Consider the following 19,020-nt stretch of genomic DNA (forward strand, 5'->3'; position numbering starts at 1 on the left):
TACGAATTCGGACTCATCTTCCCTTCGTCGGGATCTTGTTGAACGGCACGTCCTTGTCGACACGGATATCGCCGGGCAGGCCCAGCACCCGCTCGGCGATGATGTTGCGCATGATCTCGTCGGTGCCGCCTTCGACGCGGGTGCCCGGCGCACGCAGCAGCATGGCCTGGAAACGGCCGGCCAGCTCACCATCCTCGCCGCTGACGACGCCGGCCGCGCCCTGCAGATCCAGCGCGTAGGTCGCAACGTCCTGGATCATGGAGCCCGCCACCAGCTTGCCGATGGAGTTTTCCGGCCCCGGCCGCTCGCCTTTCGACAGCGCCGAGATCGCGCGCATGCTGGTGTATTTGAGCCCGCTTGCCTTCACCGCCCAGTTGGCGAGCTTCGAGCGCACCGCGCGATCCTCGATCGCCGGGCCGTCGTCGAGCATCAGGCTGGAGCAGTACTCGAACAATTCAGGGAAACCGGTCGAGACGGCCGCGCCGATCGCGCTGCGCTCGTTCATCAGCGTGGTCAGCGAGACGTTCCAGCCGTCGCCGACCTCGCCGAGGCGCTGATGGTCGGGGATGCGCACATTGGTGAAATAGACCTCGTTGAAATCGGAGGCCCCGCTCGCCTGCTTGATCGGCCGCACCTCGACGCCGGGACTCTTCATGTCCAGGAAGAACATGGTGAGGCCCTTGTGCTTGGGCACGGTCGGATCGGTACGGGTGAGCAGAATGCCGTAGTCGGAATAATGTGCGCCGGAGGTCCAGATCTTCTGTCCGTTGATCACCCAGTCATCGCCGTCCTTCTCCGCGCGCGTGCGCAAGCCCGCGACGTCCGAGCCGCCGGCGGGCTCGGAGAACAGCTGACACCAGACCTTCTCGCCGGAGGCGAGCGGCGGCAGATAGCTGCGCTTATGCTCCTCGCGGGCGAACGCCATCATGGTCGGCCCGCACATGCCGTGGCCGATGATGAACATGCGGGACAGCTGGCCGAACGGCCCCTCCTCCTGCTGCCAGATCACGCGTTCGATCGGCGAAGCGCCGCGGCCGCCATATTCCTTTGGCCAGTGCAGGCAGGCCCAGCCGGCGTCGGCCTTTTTCTTCTGCCACGCCTTCGCCACTTCGAGAATGTCAGCATTCTTGAGCACGGTGCGGCCGAGCGAGGATTTGCGCAGCTCGTCCTCGTATTGCCTGGGCGCGTTCGCGCTGATCCAGGCGCGGGCGGTGGCGCGGAACTCGGCTTCCTGCGGGGTGTCGTCGAAGTTCATGGCAACTCTCTCGCATTTCGTGGGGTGGGTTAGCCGAAGGCGTAACCCACCTCTTTGGTTTCCACATCGGAAGAAGAGGTGGGTTACGCCAAGCGACTTGCGCTTCGCGCAATCCGCTCGGCTAACCCACCCTACGCACCTGTCATCACGCCGCGTTCTTCTTGCGCATCCGGTCGATCAACTGGTCTTCCCAATAGGACAGGCTGCCCAGGCCCAGCGCCATCGCATTGGCGCGGCGGTAGTACATGTGGCAGTCGAACTCCCAGGTAAAACCCATGCCGCCGTGAACCTGGATGTTGTTCTTGGCGCAGTGCTGGAACGCCTGCGTCGCGCTGATGCGCGCGGCGGCGGCAGCTTCCGGCAGCTCGGCCGCATTGGTCGAGAGCGCCCAGGCGCCGTAATAGCTGTTGGAGCGCGCCAGCGTTGCCGACACGTACATGTCGGCGAGCATGTGCTTGACGGCCTGGAAGGAGCCGATCTGGCGACCGAAGGCGATGCGGTCCAGCGCGTAGTCGCGGCCCATCTCCAAGGCGCGATCAGCACCTCCGACCTGCTCGAACGCGCACAGCACGGCGGCGCGGTCGAGCACCTGGGTGAGGATGCTCCAGCCTTCGCCGGCAGCTCCCAGCGGCTCGGCTTTGGCGTCCTTGAAGGTGATCTCGGCCTGTCCGCGGGTCGGATCGAGATTGGTGAGGCTCTTCACGTCGACGCCGCCGGCCTTGAGATCGACGAGGAACAGCGAGATGTCGTTCTCGCGACCGCTCGATCCGGTGCGCGCGGCGACCACCGCGAAGTCGGCGATGCCGCCGTCGGCGACCGGCTTCTTGACACCATTGAGCACCCCGTTCGCGACCGTCAGCTTGACGTTCTTCGGCGACGGATTGCCCTTGCCCTCGAACAGCGCCAGCGTGCCGATGGCCTCGCCGGCAGCAATCGCCGGCAGCCACTTCTTCTTCTGCGCGTCGCTGCCCGCGATCAGCAGCGCTTCGGCGGCGAGGTACACGGTCGAGGAGAACGGCACCGGCGCATTGGCCCGCCCCATCTCCTCCGCGATCACGCAGAGCTCGAGATGACCGGCGCCGGCGCCGCCGAACTCTTCCGGAATGGCGACGCCGAGAAAGCCCATCTCGGCGAGGCCTTTCCATAGCTCCTTGTCGTAAGGCGCCTTGCCGTCGAGCACGATTCGCACCGCCTTGGGCGAGCATTTTTCCGCGAGGAACTTGCGCGCCTGGTCGCGGAGCTGCTTCTGGTCGTCAGAAAAATCGAAGTTCATGGCGGCTTACCTCTTATTGTTTGTCGCTTGTATTGATGCCGTCATTCCGGGGCGCCGCGTAGCGGCGAGCCCGGAATGACGAGTTGAGAGAGCGGTGCCTCATCGCAGCACGATCACATCTTCATCCGGCGTGTCCGCATACAGCCGCTCCACCAGCGCGGCGCGGCGCTCCAGGCCGGCGCGCTGGTTGATGTAGCCCTTGTCGGTGAGCTCGTTGCCGTCGATCGAGGGCGGCTCGAGCATCAACATCGCGCGCGCGATGACCCGGCTGCTGGCGCCTTCGCATTCACGGTTGTGGACTTCCAGGCCGCGCCTGAAGCAGGCGATCACCTCGGGGTGCTTCACCGCATCGGCAAAGCCCAGATCTGGATTGCCGACGAGCTGGCGGCAGGCGTGCAGGTTCGGCCAGGCGAGCAGGCCGATGAACGGACGGTCCTGCCCCGCGACCAGCGCGTCGTGCACGACCGGCGTTGCGGCTGCGATCGCATCCGTCCGCAGCGAGCCGACATGCACGAACGTGCCGGTGGTGAGCTTGAAGTCCTCCACCACGCGACCGGCAAAGATAATGCCTTGCACCGGATCGGAATCGTCGACGAAGATTCCGGCATCGCCGATGCAGTAAAAACCTTCCTCGTCGAACATCTTCTTCGTCAGCTCCGGCTGACCGAAATAGCCGGGCGTGACGTTGACGCCGCGCAGCCGCAATTCGTATTTCGAGCCGCACGGCACCATCTTCAGATCGACGCCGGGGAACGGCAGGCCGATCAGGCCGACGCGCTCGGTGTCCCAATAGGTGCCGGTCGAGGTCGGCGCGGTCTCGGTCGAGCCCCATCCGGTATAGAACACGATGCGCTCGCCGGTGGTCTTCACCGCCAGCGCCTGCATGCGCTCATAGAGATCGTCAGGCAGGCGCGCGCCGCCATAGGCCATGATCGAGAGATTCTTGAAGAACGAGCGGCAGAGCGCATCGTCCTTCTCCATGGCGGCTGCGAGCGCGGCGTAGCCGGCGGGCACGTTGGCGTAATAGGTCGGCGAGATCTCGCGCAAATTGCGCAGCGTCTCCTCGAACTGGCCCGGCATCGGCCGGCCGTCGTCGATATAGAGCGTGCCGCCGTCGACCAGGATCGGGTGGAACGCGGCGTTGCCGCCCATGGTGTGGTTCCAGGGCATCCAGTCCAGCATGGTCGAGATCGGCCCGTTCGGATCGCGCGGACGCACCTGCATCATCATCGCCGCATTGGCGCACATCATCTCCTGCGTGTTGATGACGGCCTTGGGCATGCCGGTCGAGCCTGACGTGAACAGCAGCTTGCCGACGGTCTGCGGCGTGATCTTCGCGATCGAGGCCTCGACATCAGCGGTGACAGGCGTGGCCGCAAGCTCGGCGAAGCTGACGCTCTTGATGCCCTCGCAGGGCCGCGCGACGTGAACCACGGTGACGCCGCTGAGATCGAGCGCCTTCAGCGCTCTCTCGAAGGTCGGGCCGTCCTGCACCATCACCACGGCCGGCTTGATCAGGTCGAACAGGTATTTGAGCTTGACGTGATCGTGGCTCATCAACGAGTAGGCCGGCGACACCGGCGCTGCCGGGACGCGCGCCTGCATCGCGGCCTGCGTCATCAGCGCATGCTCGATCGAATTGCCCGAGAGGATCGTCACGGGCCGGCCGTCGAGCCTGAGATTGAGCAGGCCTTGCGTCAGCGCGTCCACGATGCGCTTGGCTTCGCCATAGGACACCTTGCGCCATTCGCGGTTCGGACCGCCGCGCTGCGCCAGCCAGATGCGCTCGGGTGCTTCCTTCGCCCATTTCGTCAGCGAGGCCGGGATGTGCTTCTCATAAGGCTGCAGCGGAATGCGCGACTTCAGCACCACCGTGCCGTCGCCGCGGCGCTCGACCTCGATGTCGCGCGCGAGCCACTGAACCTTGCGAAAGGCGGGCTTCGTCATTACTGCCGCCGCACTTCCACTCATTTTGCGTCTCCCGGAATTATTGTCCTTTGCGGATCTTGATCGTTCAGCGCCTGATATAGACAGGCTTTCGCTTCTCAAGGAAGGCCCTGATGCCTTCCGAAAACTCTTCCGAGCGGCTGCACAGGACCTGGTTGCGATCCTCCATCGCAATCGCCGCTTCGAGCGAGCCGGCATCGACGCTCATGTTGAGACATTCCTTGGATAGCCGCAGGCCCACGGGCGAGGCCGTCATCATCGCCTCGACATAAGGCTCGGCCGCGTCATCGAGCTTGTCCTCGTCCACGACCTCCGAGACGAGGCCGACCGCGAGCGCGCGCTCGGCGCCGATGAAGCGCCCGGTGAGGATCAGCTCGGATGCGACGGAGACACCGACGAGGCGCGGCAGAAAATAGCTGGTGCCGATGTCGCAGCCGCCGAGACCGAGCTTGATGAAGGCGCAGTTCATCCGCGCCGATCTCGTTGCGATACGGATGTCGGAGGCCAGCGCCAACGCGAAGCCGCCGCCGGCGGCCGCGCCCTGCACCAGCGCCAGGATCGGCTGTGGACAGCGCCGCATCAGCATCACGATGTCGGCGATGCGCCGCTGCGAATCCAGCGACTCCGTGACGCCGGGCGGCTCCTGCTGTCCGGCCCGGCGCGCCATCGCGGCTTTGAGATCGAGGCCGGCGCAAAAATTCTTGCCGGCGCCCTTGAGCACGACGACGCGGGTGTCGCGATTGCGTTGCAGGCCTTGGAAATAGGTGTTGAGCGCATCGATCAGCGCGGGATCGAGCGCATTGAGGTGCTCGGGCCGATTGAGCGTCACCCGGTCGACGCCGTCGTTGTGCTCGATCAGCAGCGGTTGGGACATGGGGCCTCGTGCTAGCCGCGGGTCGCGGCGCCGATTGCTGCGCCCTCTCCCCTTGTGGGAGAGGGCATGTACATCGCTAGCCACATACTCGCTTGGGTGAGGGGTCTGTCTTCGCAGATGAGATCGCGGAGAGAAACCCCTCATCCGGCGCTTCGCGCCACCTTCTCCCACAAGGGGAGAAGGAAGAAAGCGCGTTACCGCGGCGCCATGCGGATGGCGCCGTCGAGGCGGATGGTCTCGCCGTTCAGCATCGGGTTCTCGACGATGTGCACCGCGAGCATGCCGTATTCGGCGGCGTCACCGAGACGCGAGGGATGCGGCACCTGGGCACCCAGGCTCTTGCGGGCCTCTTCGTTCAATCCCATCAGCAGCGGCGTGAAGAACAGGCCGGGCGCGATGGTGTTGACGCGGATCTTCTGGCTGGCGAGGTCGCGCGCGGCCGGCAGCGTCAGGCCGACGACGCCACCCTTCGACGCCGAATAGGCGATCTGGCCGATCTGGCCTTCGTAGGCCGCAACCGAGGCCGTGTTGATGATGACGCCGCGCTCTTCGCCGACGGGCTCGATCGTGACGAGGCGCTCGGCGAACAGACGCAGGCAGTTGAAGGTGCCGATCAGGTTGACGTTGATGATACGCGCGAACTTTTCGAGCGGGTAAACGCCGTCGCGGCCGACAATGCGCTGCGAGCCGCCGATGCCGGCGCAGTTCATCAGCACGCGGGCGACGCCGTGCGCGGCTTCTGCCTTCGCGATCGCGGCCTTGATCTGCTCCTCGCTGGTGACGTCGGCATGCAGTGCGACACCCTTCACTTCAGCGGCGACCTTCTCGGCGTTGTCCTTGCTCTGGTCGATCACGCCGATCTTGGCACCCTTGGCCGCCATGGCGCGGGCGGCCGCGGCACCAAGGCCCGAACCACCGCCGGTGATGAGAACGGCTACGTCTTTCAACTGCATCGCTTGTACCTTTCCTCTACCTTTTCCTTGGGCGTTTCTTCTCTAGACTTGTGACGTGTTGACCGGACTATCCGGCCGCGGCGGCTTCCTCGGCTTGCGTGAGGATGCCGCCGCAGATCAGCGTTTCCATGTGCTTGATGTATTGCCGGCAGACATCGTCGGTGACCGGGCCGACGCCGGTCGCGCGGGACATCGCGTGCCGGCCGAAGAACAGATGATCGCAGGCACCGATCAGGCTGGTGTAGAACAACACCGGATCGGTCGGGCGGAATTCGCCGCGGCTGACGCCCTCGGCCAGCAGGCGGCGGTGGAAGTCCAACAGCGGCGCAACGAAGAACTTCGAGACTTCATCGGCAGAACTCGCGCTGGTCTCGTGCAAGAGATAGTGGATCAGCCGGTTCATATAGGGGAACCGGTGATAGGCGCGGATAATGCCGCCGATATGCAGCTTCAGCTTCGCCGTCGATGTGATCGGCTGCGCCAGCAGATATTCGAGATTGGACATCTCGGTCGCGGCATCCCGCGCCAGCAGCGCCAGCAACAGGCCGTCCTTGTTGCCAAAGTGATATTTGACCAGCGCGGCGTTGGCGCCCGACTTCTGCGCGATGTCGGACAGCGAGATCTCGATCGAGGAGCGTTCGATCATCAGCTCGCTCGCGGCCACTAGCAATTTCTCTGCCGTGGAATTTTTCCCGGCGGGGAGCCTGTTCGGAACGCTGGTAGCCACGGAGATCCCTGTTTGGCCGCTGGAAGCGGGGCGCAGATAAGCGCAAGCAGCGCCTCATCACAAGAGTTAATTGATCGATTGACTAAACGATCTCCGGTCCCTTAAATCCGTCCCCGACAACCAAACCCAATCAAGAATTCAGGGAGAGACCGACATGGCCGAGGCTTACATCGTCGCCGCCGCGCGTACCGCCGGCGGGCGCAAGGGGGGCCGCCTCGCCGGCTGGCATCCGGCCGATCTTGCCGCGAAGGTGCTGGACGAGCTGGTCGACCGCACCAAGGTCGACCCCGCCCAGGTCGAGGACGTGATCATGGGCTGCGTCATGCAGGTCGGCGAGCAGTCCAACAACGTCGCGCGCAACGCGATCATGGCGTCAAAGCTGCCGGAGAGCGTGCCCGGCACGTCGATCGACCGCCAGTGCGGCTCCTCGCAGCAGGCGTTGCACTTCGCCGCGCAGGCGGTGATGTCGGGTGCGATGGATGTCGTGATCGCCGCCGGCGTGGAGTCGATGACGCGCGTGCCGATGGGCCTGTCGTCGCAGCTTCCCGCCAAGAACGGCTTTGGCAATTACAAGAGCCCGGGCATCGAGAAGAAGTATCCGAACATCGTGTTCAGCCAGTTCACCGGCGCGGAGATGATGGCCGAGAAGTACGGCCTCTCCAAGGATGAGCTCGACCAGTATTCCTACGACAGCCATCAGCGCGCGATCGCGGCGACGCAAGGAGGCCACTTCAAGAAGGAGATCGTGCCGCTCGACATCACCCGCGCCGACGGCAGCAAGGACACCCACCACATCGACGAAGGCATCCGCTTCGATGTCACGCTCGACGGCATCAAGGGCGTCAAGCTGATCGCCGAGAACGGCAAGCTGACCGCGGCCAGCGCCAGCCAGATCTGCGACGGCGCCTCCGGCGTCATGGTGGTGAACGAGAAAGGCCTGAAGCAGCTCGGCGTCAAGCCGCTCGCGCGCATCCATCACATGACCATGACGGGCGGCGATCCCGTGATCATGCTCGACGCTCCCTTGCACGCCACCAAGCGTGCGCTGGAGAAGGCCGGCATGAAGATCGGCGACATCGACCTGTTCGAGGTCAACGAGGCCTTCGCCTCGGTGCCGACCGCATGGCTGAAGACTACGGGCGCCGACCCCGAGCGTCTCAACGTCAATGGCGGCGCCATCGCGCTCGGCCATCCGCTCGGCGGCTCCGGCACCAAGCTGATGACCACGCTGGTGCACGCCCTGCAGCAGCGCGGCAAGCGCTACGGCCTGCAGACCATGTGCGAAGGCGGCGGCATGGCCAACGTGACGATCGTGGAACGGCTGTAGGCCGCGGCCATACAAACAGTGTCGTCCCGGACAAGCGCGCCTCAAGCGCGCGCCGATCCGCGACCCATAACCACAGGAGACTGTGGTTATGCTGCGCCGGAGCTCCATCTCGTTTCAACAGCCGAGGCCTGTGGTTATGGATCCCGGCCTTCGCCGGGATGGCACCTTTTTTGTTGCGAGATCTCGACCATGACCCACCCCTCCATCCACGCCAAGACGACGCCCGACAAGATCGCCTACCAGATGGCCGGCACCGGCAAGGCGATCACCTATCGGGAGCTCGACGAGCTCTCGAACCAGGGCGCGCAGCTGCTCCGCTCGCTTGGCCTCAAGGCCGGCGACCACATCGCGCTGTTGATGGAGAACCGCCTCGCCTTCATGGAGCTCTGCTGGGCCGCACAGCGGAGCGGGCTCTATTACACCGCGATCAGCCGCTACCTGAAGCAGGACGAGATCGACTACATCATCGCCGATTGCGGCGCCAAGGTCGTGATCACCACACCGAAATGCGCCGAGCAGATCAAGGACCTGGTCAAGGGCACGCCCGGCGAGCCGATCTTCTACATGATGGACGACCCCCTGCCCGGCTTCCGCTCCTACGACAAGGAGGCCGCGGCGCAGCCGACCACGCCGATTGCGGATGAGGTCGCCGGCTACGACATGCTCTATTCGTCGGGCACCACCGGCCGCCCGAAGGGAATCAAGAAGGCATTCGAAGGCAACAGAATCGACGTGCCGAACGCCTTCCTGCGCGTGCTCTGCGCCGACATGTGCGGCATGAACGCGGAGAGCACCTATCTGTCACCGGCCCCCCTCTATCACGCGGCGCCGCTGCGCTTCAACATGATGGCGATCGTGCTCGGCGGCACCTCCATCATCATGGAGCATTTTGACGCCGAAGAGTTCTTGAAGCTGGTCGAGAAATACAAGGTGACGCAATCCCAGCTGGTGCCGACCATGTTCGTGCGCATGCTGAAGCTGCCCGACGAGGTGCGCGCCAAGTACGACGTCTCGACGTTGAAGGGCGCGATCCACGCCGCCGCGCCCTGCCCCATCGACGTCAAGGCAAAGATGATCGAATGGTGGGGACCCATCCTGATCGAGTATTACGCCGGCTCGGAAGGCAATGGCGTCACCGTCTGCAACTCGCAGCAATGGCTGGAGCACCGCGGCAGCGTCGGCCGCGCCGTGGTCGGCAAGATCAAGATTCTCGACGAGAACGACGAGGAGCAGCCTGTCGGCGAGATCGGCACCGTCTATTTCGCCGACGCACCCGCCTTCACCTATCACAACGATCCCGAGAAGACGAAGAAGGCCTACAACGCCAGGGGCTGGTCCACGCTCGGCGATGTCGGCTATCTCGACAAGGACGGCTTTCTCTACCTCACCGACCGTAAGTCCTACATGATCATCTCCGGCGGGGTGAACATCTACCCGCAGGAGACCGAGGACGTGCTGATCACGCACCCTGAGGTCGCCGATGTCGCCGTGTTCGGCGTGCCGAACGAGGAGATGGGCGAAGAAGTCAAGGCGGTGGTGCAGCCGCACGACATGCGCCGCGCCGGCAAGTCGCTCGAGGCCGATTTGATCGCCTATTGCAAGAGCCGCCTCTCAGCCATCAAGTGCCCCCGCTCGATCGATTTCGAAGCCGAGCTGCCGCGCACGCCCACGGGCAAGCTGGTGAAGCGACACCTGCGCGATCGCTACTGGCCGAAGGCGGCGGCGAAGATTTAGCTAAGGTCTCGTAGGGTGGGCAAAGGCGCGAAGCGCCGTGCCCACCACCTGTCCAAGCTACGATCGGTTTGGTGGGCACGCTTCGCTTTGCCCACCCTACGAGATCAGCGCAAGCCACCTCAATCAAACAAGCTCGGCGTGTGGTTCACCAGCGCGCCTTCGATCTCGAGCATCTTCAGCTTGGTGACCACGCCGCCATTCGCCGAGAAGCCGCCGGGCTTGTTGCCGGCGGCGAGCACGCGATGGCAGGGCACCACGATCGGGCACGGGTTGCGGCCGAGCGCCTGGCCAACGTCGCGCGACAGCTGGACGCCGCCGAGCTGTTTTGCGATGTCGCCATAGGTGATGGTCTTGCCGGGCGGGATCGCGCGGGCGATCTCGTAGACGCCGCGATTGAACTCGGGCACGCCGTCGAGGTCGAGCGGGATGTCGGTGAGATCATCCGGCTCGCCCGCGAGCAGTCTTGTCATGCGGTCGATCGCCTCTCGCACCTCGGCGGTCGGCTCGGCCTCGGTGGCGTCGGCATGGCGCTGGCTGATGCGGGTGCGGATCTTCTGCTCGCCGCCCATCGGCAATTGCGTGCCGTTGATGCCCCGCGGACCCCAGGCGATGGCACACAGGCCGATCCGTGTGTCGAACAGGGCAAAATGCTGGTCGCTCATGGCTTGGTTCCTGGCTTGCTTTCGTTGCAGGCCCCACTTTCAACTCACGCCAAATCTAGGCTTGGAAATAGTTGCGATCCACCCGGTTTCCGGGAATCTTGCACAGAAGTTCCGATCCTCTCTCGCGAGTCCATAATGCAGAGCCTTCACGTCAACGGATATGACATGCCCTATCTCGACGTGGGCGAAGACAGGGGCCGACCGCCGCTGGTCTGCGTGCATGGATCGCTGAATGATTTCCGGGTCTGGGGCAGCGTGCTGGGCCCGTTGACGCAGCGGCATCGGGTGATCGCCGTCAGCCTGCGCCACTTCTTCCCGGAAAAATGGGATGGGGTCGGCGACACCTATTCGATCGCCCAGCACGCCAGCGACGTCATCGCCTTCGTCGACAAGCTCGATCTCGGGCCGGTCGATTTGATGGGCCATTCCCGCGGCGGGCATATCTGCTTCCGCGTGGCGCAGCAGCGGCCCGATCTCCTGCGCCGGCTGATCCTGGCCGAGCCTGGCGGCGAGCTCGATGCGAGCCTTGATCCGGATTACGTCGGCGGCCCCTCGCCGCTGCTGGCGCGCTTCACGGCCTCGGCCGAGAAGATCGCTGCCGGCGATGTCGACGGCGGGCTCGCCGTCTTCGTCGACACGCTGGAAGGCCCCGGCACCTGGCCGCGGCTGCCGGCGATGGTGAAACAGAACCTGCGCGACAACGCCTATACCCTGATCGGCCAGGTCCGGGACAGCCGCCCGCCGTTCTCCAGGGTGGACGCGGAGGCGATCAAGATGCCGACGCTGTTCATCTTGGGCGCGCGAACCAAGGGCCTGTTGCCAAAAGTGCTGCATGCGCTCGCGGCGCATGTGCCCTATTCCAAGACGGCGATCATCCCGAACGCGACGCATCCGATGTTCGAGCAGGCGCCGCAGAAATTCTCCGAAGTGGTTCTCGATTTTCTGGCGAGCTGATCCATGCAGAGCTTCCGCGTCAATGGTTACGACATGGCCTATCTCGAAGTCGGTGAGGGCCCGCCGCTGGTCTGCGTGCACGGCACGCTGGGTGATTTCCGCACCTGGTATTCGGTGCTCGGCCCGCTCTCGAAGAACCATCGCGTGATCTCGGTCAGCCTGCGGCATTTCTTTCCCGAGCATTGGGACGCGATCGGCGACGACTACAAGATGGCGCAGCATGTCGCCGACACGATCGCCTTCATCGAGCAGGTCAAGCCCGGACCGGTCGACCTGATGGGCCATTCGCGCGGCGGCCACATCGCCTTTCGCGTGGCGCAGGCGCGGCCTGGTCTGTTGCGCAAGCTGGTGCTGGCCGAGCCCGGCGGCGATCTCGACGCATCCCTGCCTGTGCCAGAAGGCACGCCCGCGCATCCGTCGCTGGCGGCGCGCACCGCGCGATCGGTCGAGATGATCCGCGCCGGCGACCTCGAGGGCGCGCTGCGGAATTTCTACGAAGGCATCGAAGGCGAAGGCTCCTGGCGGCGCGTGCCGGCTGCGGCCAAGCAACAACTCCGCGACAACGCGCTCACCTTCCTCGGCCAGATCAACGAGCAGCGCCGGCCCTACACGCTGAGCGATGCGCAGTCGATCAGGACGCCGACGCTGCTGATCGGCGGCGGCGCCACCACCGGCAGCCTGTCGGTGATGTGGCGCGTGCTGGCCGCGCACATCGCGGGCGCCGAGACGGCGGTGATCGCGAACGCCGGCCATTGGATGTTCGAGCAAGCACCGCCGGAGTTCGGCGAGGTGGTGAACGGGTTCCTGGCGAAGTAGCTCCTCCCGTTTCGACGAAACAACCCCATGCGCAGTAGACGGCCCAAGCAATATCAATCGCTTAAGCAGGGCCTAACATTGGGCGTCTGACGCGGTCAGCCGTGCTTGACCCCCGCCCGTCCCGGGAGTAGTTTCGAACACGGAATTCCGTATTCCTTTTTGGAGCTGACGGCGTGATTCCTCTCGACCCGCTCCCGAACCTGATCGACCAGGTCTATTCGCGGATCCTGGAGGCAATCTCCGACCGCACGCTCCAGCCCGGCCAGCGCATCCGGCAGAACGAGCTCGCCGACAGGCTCGGCGTGTCGCGCCAGCCGGTGTCGCATGCGCTGCATCTGTTGCACCGGCAGGGCCTGGTCGCCGAGAGCGGCCGTCGCGGCTTTGAAGTGACCCAGCTCGATCCTGCGCGCATCCGCCAGCTCTACGAGGTGCGCGGCGCCATGGACGCGCTGGCGGCCCGCCTTGCGGCGACACGCGCGGCCCGCGACGCGGCGGGACGCGCGCGACTGGAGACAGCGCTCGCCGCCGGGCGCCGCAGCGACCACAACACGATGCTATCCGAGCTCATCACCCTCGATGTCGATTTTCACCGCGCGATCTATCAGCTCGCCGGCAATCCCGTGATCGAGGAGACCATGGCGCCGCAATGGCCGCACATGCGGCGCTCGATGGCGACGGTGCTCTCCGAGCTCGACTATCGGGCCAAGGCCTGGGCGGAGCATGCCGATATTGCCGGACACATTCTAAGCGGCAACGCCAAAGCGGCCGAACGCGCCGCGCTGGCGCACGCGCAGACGGCCGGACGGATGACCGAGGAGAGATTGCGGGCAGCGGACGAGGCGGCGGCGTAACCACAGCCACCGTCATTCCGGGGCGATGCGCAGCATCGAGCCCGGAATCCATCGGGCGGCAGAGATTGCGAGAAATGGATTCCGGTTTCACGCTTCGCGTGCCCCGGAATGACAACAACAGGAGGACGACCCATGAGACTGTCCCAGGAGCAATTGGAGTTCTTCCACCGCGAGGGCTGGCTGTTCCTGCCCGAATTGTTCGCCCAAGAGGAGGTCGACCTGCTCGCGCGCGAGGCGGTCGGCATTTACGACGCCAACCGGCCCGAAGTCTGGCGCGAGAAGAGCGGCGCGCCGCGCACGGCCTTTGCCGCGCATCTCTACAACGAGGCCTTCCGCATCCTCGGCGCGCATCCGCGCATGATCGAGCCGGTCGAGCAATTGTTCGGCGAGCCGGTCTACATGCACCAGTTCAAGATCAACGCGAAATCGGCCTTCACCGGCGACGTCTGGCAATGGCACCAGGATTACGGCACCTGGAAGCGCGACGACGGCATGCCGGAGCCGCGGGCGATGAACATCGCGATCTTCCTCGACGAGGTGATGCCGATCAACGGCCCCTTGATGCTGGTGCCGCGCAGCCAGAATGCCGGCGATCTCGAGGCGTCGCACGATCTCGCCACCACCTCGTATCCGCTGTGGACGCTGGACGAGGACACGGTCACGCGCCTCGTCAAGCAGGGCGGCATCGTCGCACCCACGGGCAAGCCGGGCGGCATGCTGATGTTCCACGGCAATCTCGTGCACGGATCGAGCGGCAACATCACGCCCTATCCGCGCAAGATCGTGTACCTGACGCTGAACGCGGTCTCGAACCATATCCGCACACCGACGCGGCCGGATTACATCGCGCATCGCGATTTCACGCCGATCAAGACGGTGGACGACGACGCGCTGCTGCGGCTGGCACGTGCGCCGCGGCAGGCGGCGGAGTAATTTGCACTCGTGCCCCGGACGCAGCGCAGCACGTCAGTGATGCGCTGCTGAGCCGGGGCCCATGCCGCACGGATAGCTTTTCTCTGGGTCCCGGCTCTGCGCAGCAACGCTACGCGTTGCAGCGCGTCCGGGACACGATAGTTGCACTGGACATCCCCATGAACCTGTTCCGCCTCCTCCAGGCCCGCGCGTCCGCCGGCAAGCCCGTTCGCGTCGCGCTGATCGGCGCCGGCAAGTTCGGCTCGATGTTCCTCGCCCAGGTGCCGCACACGCCGGGGCTGGAGGTGCCGATCATCGTCGACATCGACCGCGACCGCGCACGCGAGGCCTGCCGCACCGTCGGCTGGGACGCAGAGCGCATCGCCGCCACGGTGTTCACCGATGACGGCGCGCGCGCCATCGCCGGCGGCGCCATGGACGTGGTGGTGGAGGCGACCGGCAATCCCGCCGTCGGCATCCGCCACGCGCGCGCCGCGATCGCGGCGGGCAAGCATATCGTGATGGTCAATGTCGAAGCGGACGTGCTGGCGGGCCCGCTGCTCGCCGAGGAAGCGCGCAAAGCCGGCGTGGTCTATTCGCTCGCCTATGGCGACCAGCCGGCGCTAACGGCGGAGATGGTGGACTGGGCGCGGGCCACCGGCTTCCGCGTCGTTGCCGCGGGCAAGGGCACAAAGTACCTGCCGGCCTACCACGACGTGACGCCCGACGGCGTCTGGCAGCATTACGGCCTGACCGCGGGCGAGGCGCAGTCGGCCGGCATGAATCCGCAGATGTTCAACTCCTTCCTCGACGGCACCAAATCGGCGATCGAGATGGCCGCGATCGCCAATGCCTGCGGCCTCGACGTGCCCACAGACGGCTTGCTGTTTCCGCCGTGCGGCGTCGACGATTTGCCGCATATCATGCGGCCGCGCTCGCGCGGCGGCGTGCTGGAGCGATCCGGCCTCGTCGAAGTCGTCTCCTCGCTCGAACGCGACGGCCGGCCGGTGTTTCGCGACCTGCGCTGGGGCGTCTATGTCGTGCTGGAGGCACCGAACGACTATGCTGCCGACTGCTTCCGGCAATATGGCCTGAAGACCGACGCCAGCGGACGCTTCGCCGCCATGTACAAGCCCTATCATCTGATCGGGCTCGAGCTGAACATCTCGGTGCTGGCGGCGGCGCTGCGGGGCGAGGCCACTGGGCAGCCTTACGGCTTCCGCGGCGACGTCGTGGCCGTGGCCAAACGCAATCTGCGTGCCGGGGAGATGCTGGACGGCGAAGGCGGCTACACGGTGTGGGGCAAGCTGTTACCGGCGGCCGCGAGCCTCAAGGCCGGCGCCCTGCCGATCGGGCTCGCACATCGCTTGAAGCTGAAGCACGACGTCGCCCACGGCACGGTGGTGCGCTGGAGCGATGTCGAGTTCGATGCAAACAACGAGACGATCAGGGTGCGAAAAGCGATGGAGACGGCTTTCGCGAAGGAGCAGTAAGGGAATAGATCGGCGCCACGGGCGCCTCGCCTCTCGCGCTTGCGGGTGTCTGTCGCGCATTCGCAGGCGCGAGATGGCAGGTGGCTTGATTATCGCGAGACGAACGGTCATCCTTGCTGACGGAATGCCATCATAGTGGGCTTCCAACAAGAAGAGGCCCATCAGGGTCGTTCGGAAACGCTATCAAACCTCAAACAAAACAACGCCGAGTCTCGCAAAGAACGAACGATCAAGATCGTTCCTGATCGAAGGCATCGGCATAGCGGAGGGTCCGCATGAAACGTCGTGATTTCCTGAAGGTAACGGGCGCGAGCCTGGCAGCGAGCACCGCAGTGGCGGCGCCCGCGATTGCGCAAAGCTCGCCCGAGATCAAGTGGCGGTACGCCACGAGCTGGCCGAAGGCGCTCGATACGCTCTATGGCGGCTGCGAATATTTCTGCAAGCAGGTCGCCGACCTCACCGACAACAAATTCCAGATTCAGCCGTTTGCGGCCGGAGAGATCGTTCCAGGCCTGCAGGTACTGGACGCCGTCTCCAACGGCACGGTCGAGATCGGCAACACCGCGCTCTATTACTACTGGGGCAAGAATCCGGCCTTCACCTTCGCAACCGCACTGCCGTTCGGCTTGAACACGCGGCAGCAGATTTCCTGGCTGTTGTGGGGCGGTGGGCAGGATCTCGTCAACGACCTGCTTAGGGAGCACAACGTTTATGGCATCCCGACCGGATCGACCGGCGCGCAGATGGGCGGCTGGTTCAGGAAGGAGATCAAGAGCCTCGACGATTTGAGGGGCCTGAAGATGCGCATCGGCGGTTTCGCCGGCACGATCCTCTCCAAGCTCGGCTGCGTGCCACAGCAACTCGCTGGCGGCGACATCTATCCGGCGCTGGAGAAGGGCACCATCGACGCCGCCGAATGGGTCGGCCCCTATGACGACGAGAAGCTAGGTTTCGTGAAGGTCGCCAAATACTACTACTACCCCGGCTGGTGGGAAGGCACGAGCCAGGGCCACAACATCATGAACATCGAAAAGTGGAATGCGCTGCCCAAGCATTACAAGGCGGCGATCGACGCGGCATCGCGCGATACCTTCACCTGGATCACCGGCAAATACGATGCAGTGAATGCGCCGGCGCTGAAGCGGCTGATCGTGAACGGTGCAATCGTCAGAGGCTTCCCGCAGGAGGTGCTCGAGGCCTGCTACAACGCCGCCAACGAGATCTACGCGGACCTCTCCAAGTCCAACCCGCATTTCGGCAAGATGCATGCGAGCATGATGGCGTTCAAGAACGACTCGCTGCCCTGGACGCAGGTTGCGGAGCTGAGCTACGACAGCTTCATGGCGCGGATGCGCGCCAAGACATGAGGCGCTGAGACCCCCCACGACTAAAGACGAAGAAGCCCCGGAGATCCCACCATCTCCGGGGCTTTGGTCGTTTTGCCGGTCGTTTCGGGCCGGAAGCGGCGGTCAAACCTCGGCTTCGCAATTGCGAGCGCACTGACGGCGCTTGATTATCGCAATGCGACCGGTCATCCTGACGCCATTCCGCAATGCGCGGAATCCAAAAAGAGCCCGAAGGGCCTTCGGAAACGCCAAAATTTTTTAAAACACCCACGTCGATCATCGGCGACGCAAAGACGACACCAAGATCGTTCCCTTGTCGAAGAATCGGCGCAACGGAGGGATACGCATGAAACGTCGTGATTTTCTCAAAGTGACCGGGGCTGGGCTGGCCGCAAGCACGGCCGTTGCCGCGCCGGCCATCGCACAATCGTCGCCGGAAGTGAGATGGCGCCTCGCGGCGAGCTGGCCCAAGGCGCTCGATACGCTCTATGGCGGCTGCGAATATTTCTGCAAGCGCGTCGCCGAAGCCACCGACAACAAATTCCAGATTCAGCCCTTCGCCGCCGGTGAGATCGTGCCAGGCCTGCAGGTGCTCGACGCCGTCTCCAACGGCACCGTCGAGATGGGCAACACGGCGCTGTATTATTACTGGGGCAAGAACCCGGCGTTCACCTTCGGCACGTCGCTGCCGTTCGGATTGAACACGCGCTCGCATATTGCCTGGCTGCACTTCGGCGGCGGCACCGACATGCTCAACGACCTCCTGAAGGAATACAACGCCGTCGGCATTCCGACCGGTTCGACCGGCGCCCAGATGGGCGGCTGGTTCCGGAAGGAGATCAAGTCGATGGAAGATTTCAGGGGACTGAAATTCCGCGTCGGCGGCTTCGCCGGCACGATCATCGCCAAGGTCGGCGGCGTGCCGCAGCAGATCGCGGGCGGCGACATCTATCCGGCGCTGGAAAAGGGCACGATCGATGCGGCCGAATGGGTCGGACCTTACGACGACGAGAAGCTCGGCTTCGTGAAGGTCGCCAAGTATTACTACTATCCAGGCTGGTGGGAAGGCACCGGCCAGGGCCACAACATCATGAACCTCGACAAGTGGAACGCGCTGCCGAAGCAATATCAAGCCGTGATCGAGACGGCGTCGCGCGACACCTTCACCTGGGTCACGGGCAAGTACGACTACGTCAATCCGCCCGCGCTGAAGCGCCTGCTGGTGGCCGGGGCGATCCTAAAGCCGTTCCCGCAGGAAGTGCTCGAGGCCTGCTACAATGCCGCGGGCGAGATCTACGCCGATCTCGCCAAGAACAATCCGCACTTCAGCAAGATGTATTCGAGCCTCACCGCCTACCGCAACGAGACGCTCGCTTGGCAACAGGTGGCGGAGCTCAGCTTCGACAGCTTCATGATGCGGATGCGGACGCGGACGTAAGCACATCGCGCTGCGCGCAGCGAAACGACAAAAGCCCCGGAGCTGGCTTCGGGGCTTTTGCCTTTCAGAAAGTGCCGAACGTTCGAGCTGACGCATGAGAGGCGGTGCGAGCTCTGGACGCGTATCACCTCAACCGAAATTCATCTGCTCGGCAGCGTGTGCATGTTGCTCACAGCGAGGTGATGAATAAGGCAGATTGAACGATCCGCCTGATTGTCCTGTTTGGAGCTCCGCATGGCCGAGGTCCTGCTGTTTCACCACGCGCAAGGACTGACCCCGGGCGTGCGCACGTTCGCGAACGATTTGCGGGCGAGCGGCCATACCGTGCATACGCCGGACCTGTTCGACGGACGCGTTTTTCAAAGCATCGAGGAGGGTCTCGCCTACATTCGCGGGATCGGATTCGACTAAATGCGCGAGCGCGGCGTTCGCGTCGCCGACGAATTGCCCTCCGAGCT

At 64.5% G+C, this 19,020-nt stretch carries 16 protein-coding genes and 1 pseudogene (1 of these 17 running past the window's edge); 10 read left to right on the forward strand and 7 right to left on the reverse strand.

The window, feature by feature from the left end:
* Nucleotides 1–13: 13 nt before the first annotated feature.
* The 6 genes from N2602_RS36325 to N2602_RS36350 all read right to left on the reverse strand — a co-directional run bounded on the left by N2602_RS36325 (nt 14) and on the right by N2602_RS36350 (nt 6,948).
* Nucleotides 14–1,255, reverse strand: coding sequence for an acyl-CoA dehydrogenase (locus N2602_RS36325; RefSeq protein ID WP_260381101.1), 1,242 nt, complete (start codon nt 1,253–1,255; stop codon nt 14–16).
* A gap of 145 nt (nt 1,256–1,400) precedes the next feature.
* Nucleotides 1,401–2,528 (reverse strand): acyl-CoA dehydrogenase family protein, encoded by a 1,128-nt coding sequence (locus N2602_RS36330; RefSeq protein ID WP_260381102.1) that lies wholly within the window; start codon nt 2,526–2,528, stop codon nt 1,401–1,403.
* A 99-nt stretch (nt 2,529–2,627) separates the two neighbouring features.
* Nucleotides 2,628–4,499, reverse strand: coding sequence for an AMP-binding protein (locus tag N2602_RS36335; RefSeq protein WP_260381103.1), 1,872 nt, complete (start codon nt 4,497–4,499; stop codon nt 2,628–2,630).
* A 43-nt stretch (nt 4,500–4,542) separates the two neighbouring features.
* Nucleotides 4,543–5,349 (reverse strand): enoyl-CoA hydratase/isomerase family protein, encoded by an 807-nt coding sequence (locus N2602_RS36340; RefSeq protein ID WP_212260017.1) that lies wholly within the window; start codon nt 5,347–5,349, stop codon nt 4,543–4,545.
* Between the two features lie 194 nt (nt 5,350–5,543).
* Nucleotides 5,544–6,302, reverse strand: a complete 759-nt coding sequence (locus tag N2602_RS36345; protein ID WP_260381104.1) for an SDR family NAD(P)-dependent oxidoreductase — start codon at nt 6,300–6,302, stop codon at nt 5,544–5,546.
* A gap of 67 nt (nt 6,303–6,369) precedes the next feature.
* Nucleotides 6,370–6,948, reverse strand: coding sequence for a TetR family transcriptional regulator (locus N2602_RS36350; RefSeq protein WP_246572001.1), 579 nt, complete (start codon nt 6,946–6,948; stop codon nt 6,370–6,372).
* Between the two features lie 235 nt (nt 6,949–7,183).
* Between N2602_RS36350 and N2602_RS36355 the strand changes: the two genes are divergently transcribed.
* Together N2602_RS36355 and N2602_RS36360 are read left to right on the forward strand one after the other, a co-directional pair.
* Nucleotides 7,184–8,356, forward strand: coding sequence for an acetyl-CoA C-acetyltransferase (locus N2602_RS36355; protein WP_260381105.1), 1,173 nt, complete (start codon nt 7,184–7,186; stop codon nt 8,354–8,356).
* Nucleotides 8,357–8,545: 189 nt separating this feature from the next.
* A complete protein-coding gene (locus N2602_RS36360) occupies nt 8,546–10,090 on the forward strand; it encodes an acyl-CoA synthetase (protein WP_260381106.1) in 1,545 nt (514 codons plus the stop codon).
* Between the two features lie 119 nt (nt 10,091–10,209).
* Here the strand turns inward: N2602_RS36360 and N2602_RS36365 are convergent, their stop codons facing one another.
* Nucleotides 10,210–10,752 (reverse strand): methylated-DNA--[protein]-cysteine S-methyltransferase, encoded by a 543-nt coding sequence (locus N2602_RS36365; RefSeq protein WP_172787007.1) that lies wholly within the window; start codon nt 10,750–10,752, stop codon nt 10,210–10,212.
* 135 nt (nt 10,753–10,887) lie between these two features.
* On the opposite strand from N2602_RS36365, the gene N2602_RS36370 reads away from it, so the two are divergent.
* From N2602_RS36370 to N2602_RS36405, 8 genes and pseudogenes are all read left to right on the forward strand, one after another.
* Nucleotides 10,888–11,706, forward strand: coding sequence for an alpha/beta fold hydrolase (locus N2602_RS36370; protein ID WP_260381107.1), 819 nt, complete (start codon nt 10,888–10,890; stop codon nt 11,704–11,706).
* Nucleotides 11,707–11,709: 3 nt separating this feature from the next.
* On the forward strand, nt 11,710–12,522 hold the full coding sequence (locus tag N2602_RS36375) for an alpha/beta fold hydrolase (RefSeq protein ID WP_260381108.1): 813 nt from the start codon (nt 11,710–11,712) through the stop codon (nt 12,520–12,522).
* A gap of 173 nt (nt 12,523–12,695) precedes the next feature.
* Nucleotides 12,696–13,373 carry a GntR family transcriptional regulator gene (locus N2602_RS36380; protein WP_260381109.1) on the forward strand — a complete coding sequence of 226 codons (678 nt, stop codon included), beginning with the start codon at nt 12,696–12,698 and terminating at the stop codon, nt 13,371–13,373.
* A 132-nt stretch (nt 13,374–13,505) separates the two neighbouring features.
* Nucleotides 13,506–14,306, forward strand: coding sequence for a phytanoyl-CoA dioxygenase family protein (locus tag N2602_RS36385; protein ID WP_212260004.1), 801 nt, complete (start codon nt 13,506–13,508; stop codon nt 14,304–14,306).
* A gap of 158 nt (nt 14,307–14,464) precedes the next feature.
* Nucleotides 14,465–15,778 (forward strand): NAD(P)H-dependent oxidoreductase, encoded by a 1,314-nt coding sequence (locus N2602_RS36390; RefSeq protein WP_260381110.1) that lies wholly within the window; start codon nt 14,465–14,467, stop codon nt 15,776–15,778.
* 275 nt (nt 15,779–16,053) lie between these two features.
* Entirely contained in the window at nt 16,054–17,145 is a 1,092-nt protein-coding gene (locus tag N2602_RS36395; RefSeq protein ID WP_212260001.1) for a TRAP transporter substrate-binding protein, read from the forward strand.
* 325 nt (nt 17,146–17,470) lie between these two features.
* Complete coding sequence (locus N2602_RS36400) at nt 17,471–18,562, forward strand: TRAP transporter substrate-binding protein (protein WP_172787000.1); 1,092 nt, start codon at nt 17,471–17,473, stop codon at nt 18,560–18,562.
* 234 nt (nt 18,563–18,796) lie between these two features.
* Nucleotides 18,797–19,020: pseudogene (locus tag N2602_RS36405) on the forward strand (dienelactone hydrolase family protein); it runs 358 nt beyond the window's last position.

Source organism: Bradyrhizobium sp. NC92 (genome assembly GCF_025200865.1).
Taxonomy (GTDB): Bacteria; Pseudomonadota; Alphaproteobacteria; order Rhizobiales; family Xanthobacteraceae; genus Bradyrhizobium.